The following is a 3340-nucleotide window of genomic DNA, read 5'->3' as shown; positions in this document are numbered from 1 at the left end:
GCGGTCCCCGGCCAGCAGCAGCATCGCCGGTCCGGGAAGCTCCTCGGTGGCGAATCCAAGACCCGCGATCAACGCGCGGCCACGGAGCGTCCGCACGCCGCGCGCCTCCTCGGCCGCGAGCGCCCAATCCCCGCGCGACGGAACCCCCCGCTCAAGTTCCTGCATCGCGAATAGGCCGCCGTTGCGGAGGCCCGGGATCGGCGCGTCCAGTGCGGGAAGCAGCCGGTGAAGGAGCCGGATCGCCGTGTGCCGTCCATCCGCCTCCAGTGCCTTGCCGCACACGGCTTCGACCTGATCGGCCGACAGGTTCCGATACTCGACCGGGTTGTGCTCGGTGGGGCCGCACACCGCCGCGCACCCGTTTCCCCACGGCACCACGATCAGCACTGGCGCGGCACGCCGCCCGGACCGCGCCCGGAACATGGCCCTGAGGTCCGCAATCCGGGGCCGCCCGTCCCAAGCGACGATGACGACTTCGAGCGCAAGCGGGCCGCGCCCGAGATGGAGCTTGGCCCGGCGGTCTCCGACGGTGACGGGACGGGGTTCGAGATGGTCGAGCATGGGCGGGGAGCTGGCGGTTCGGGGTCGAGGGCAACGATTGAAGGCAGTCAAACTAGAGACGATCCGACGACGGGGCGAACTCCGCGACGGTTTACCTTTCTCCTGCGCTCCAAGTGGCGCCGAACCCGGTTCTCCGGTAGAGTCAATGACCATGAGCATCAAGGCGAAATACAAGGATGGGGTGTTCACTCCCTTGGAGGAGGTCGAGAGCCCCGCGCCGGGCGAGGTCTATCGGGTCTTCTCCGAGAGCGAGTTGAAGCGGCTCGCGGCGGACGTACCGTGGCTCAAGGGTTCGGAGCGCAGCTTCGAGTTCTGGGAAAACGAGGAGGATGCGGTCTACGACAGCCTATAGGCAGGGCGACATCGTTCTCGTCTCCTTCCCCTTCACCGATCTCACTTCATCCAAGAGACGCCCCGCCTTGGTTCTGTCACCGGATTCCTTCAACGCGACCGGACGGGACTTGGTGCTGGCCGCCATCACCTCGCACATCACGGATGACCCGAACGCCGTTCGTCTTCGGCGCGGCGACTTCGCCGAGGGTGGACTCCCCAAGGCGTCGATGGTGAAGACGACCAAGCTGTTCACGATGCACTCAACGCTCGTCGTCAAGTGGATCGGCGCTCTCCGGACCGGGAAGATGGAGGAGGTCCTGCGGACGGTGCGCGGGTTCTTCGCCTGAGGCCGTGGGCATGGCCCGAAGGGCCGACCACGTTGGAAGCCCGCGAAGCGGTCACCGAAGACACCTTGCTGAAGCTCCTTCCTCGATCCGTATCGCCGGTGGTCGGCCGTATCGGCGGCTCGGTCTTCCGCGTCTGGCGAAACCCGGTCCGGGCAGGCACCGTACAGGTTGCAGGCAGCCTCGTCCCGAGTGCGTATTTTCCGCCGGGCAAGCTGCGGACCGGGAGCGTGTTCGCCCAGCGTCCCGGCGCTCCGACTGGTACGGCCGCACTGGAGTGTGAAAACGACGCGAGGGGTCATTTCACACTTTGGCCCTCCGGCGATTCACAGGGCGGCGGGACGCGCATCCGACGCGCCCGCAAGGTTCTGCGGCCATGCGGCCCGCCCGCCCGTTGCCGGACGGGCCACACGGGCCGTGGCGGGAGCAACCCCCCTCGCCGAAGGCTCGGTGCGGCGTAGCGGCGAGTGTGTCTTCACAACTCGCCACCGCCTCCGGGGTTGCTCCCGAACCAGAGATCCCTTGCGGGAAGGCCATGCGCTCCGCCGGCTCGGGGTAGAGGAAGTCGGATTGACCGGAGCGGCCACGTCCGATTCGGAACCGGGACATCCCATGGGGACGGCGGACCCTCGTCGGCACGGCGACCACTGCAAGTGCGTCGTCCATCCGGGCGACAGCCTGCAATCCGCGAACCCCGTCGGGAGCGGGGACCTATTACATTCCCATTCCCAAACGGGATTCCGTGCGACTTGAGACCAATTCGCGGGCGTCCGTGAGATCGGCCAACGATCCGTCCCCGACTTGACCAGCGTTCGCTCACACAGAGGCAACGGCGGCTCGCCGAACGCGACCACCGGAAGGAGGCCACCTTGAGCCAAGGGCCTGCCCGACCTACATCACCCACACACACCTCCGAAGCGGCAGCGCCCGACTCAGTATCCCGACTGCTGCACCATCTGGACGAGGTTCGGCAGGCGCGCAGTGCGGACTGCATTCGTCTCCTGGACGATGTGGATGGGATTCGACGGCGCCGTCAGCGCGAGTGCGTTCGTCTCCTTCAGGAGTTGACGCCGCACCTGCACGCGGCCCGTATGGTCGAGGGCGAACTGGACCGCCATCTCGCCCGCCGTTTCAACACCTTCCGCTACATCCGTGACGACGAACTCGGCCTCTCACGGATCATCGCCGATCTGCTTGATCCGGTCGGCGAGCACGGTCAGGGCACGACCTTTCTGGAAGCGATGCTGGCGCTGCTGGAGGTGGCTCCAGAGGCTTCTGATTCAGGCCGGTCCCGCCACACGGCTTCTGGCCGAGGCGGCAGAGCGGCGACTCTTGAGCGGCTTGCGGGTCGGCTTGGGTCCACCGCCGCCGACAAGATCCGGGTGAGGCAGGAACGGGGGGCCGGGGGCCGGTTCATCGACATCACGGTGGACATTCCGACCGACGACGGACACTTCTGCCTCGCATTCGAGAACAAGCCCTACGCAGGCGACCAACACAGACAATGCAGGGATTATCTGAAGTTCCTCGACAGGGAGTATCGCGGTCGCTTCCTCCTGGTCTATGTGCCGCCGCGCTTCCGGATGCCCGACGAATCCAGCCTTCCATGGAAGGATCGCGAGCGCTGGAAGAACCAATTCCGTGTGCTGCCCTATGTTGCCGACGATCCGCCCCTTGGCGACGATCCTTCCGACGGGGGCGGCGAGGCGCACGCGCAAGCTGCCTCTCGTGAGGATCATGCGTTTGTCGGGGCCGACCCACCTGATCACGATTGGGCGGCTGCCACGGATGACGCGGCTGTCGGTGACGGCACCTCACTCGCGGAGTGGTTTGGAACCTGCTCCACGGTCTGCGGTGCCGAGCGCCTGAGATGGTTCCTCAGAGAGGCGCAACTGTTCTGCCAGCACCATTTCGGAGAATCGACCATGACCGATACCGAAGCCCGCTACATCTGCGAATACCTCGACGAGACCCCGAAACACCTGCACGCGGCGTTCGCGGTGGCCCGCGCGTGGCCGGAAGTGAAGCACGATGTTTGCCGACGGTTCCTGGAGCACCTGAGGGACAGGGTCGAGGCGCGGTTCTCGGAGGAGATGCCGGAG

5 protein-coding genes are annotated in these 3340 nt (G+C 66.3%); 3 read left to right on the top strand and 2 right to left on the bottom strand.

Annotated features, from left to right (window positions below):
* Nucleotides 1–561: hypothetical protein (locus tag OXU32_10350; protein ID MDE0074346.1), on the bottom strand; the 561-nt coding region annotated here is incomplete at its 3' end.
* Nucleotides 562–712: 151 nt separating this feature from the next.
* On the opposite strand from OXU32_10350, the gene OXU32_10345 reads away from it, so the two are divergent.
* Entirely contained in the window at nt 713–913 is a 201-nt protein-coding gene (locus OXU32_10345) for a hypothetical protein (GenBank protein ID MDE0074345.1), read from the top strand.
* Nucleotides 891–1241, top strand: a complete 351-nt coding sequence (locus tag OXU32_10340; protein MDE0074344.1) for a type II toxin-antitoxin system PemK/MazF family toxin — start codon at nt 891–893, stop codon at nt 1239–1241. The genes OXU32_10345 and OXU32_10340 overlap by 23 nt, the downstream gene beginning before the upstream one ends.
* 929 nt (nt 1242–2170) lie before the next feature.
* Here the strand turns inward: OXU32_10340 and OXU32_10335 are convergent.
* A complete protein-coding gene (locus tag OXU32_10335) occupies nt 2171–2356 on the bottom strand; it encodes a hypothetical protein (GenBank protein ID MDE0074343.1) in 186 nt (61 codons plus the stop codon).
* On the opposite strand from OXU32_10335, the gene OXU32_10330 reads away from it, so the two are divergent.
* The coding region (locus OXU32_10330; GenBank protein MDE0074342.1) for a PD-(D/E)XK nuclease family protein at nt 2330–3340 on the top strand (1011 nt) is incomplete at its 3' end. The two genes, OXU32_10335 and OXU32_10330, sit on opposite strands and share 27 nt — an antisense overlap.

This window comes from Gammaproteobacteria bacterium (assembly GCA_028819075.1).
Classification (GTDB): domain Bacteria; phylum Gemmatimonadota; class Gemmatimonadetes; order Longimicrobiales; family Gaopeijiaceae; genus BD2-11.
The sequence above is the reverse complement of the archived record's forward strand: the minus strand, read 5'-3'. Positions and strand labels throughout refer to the sequence as shown.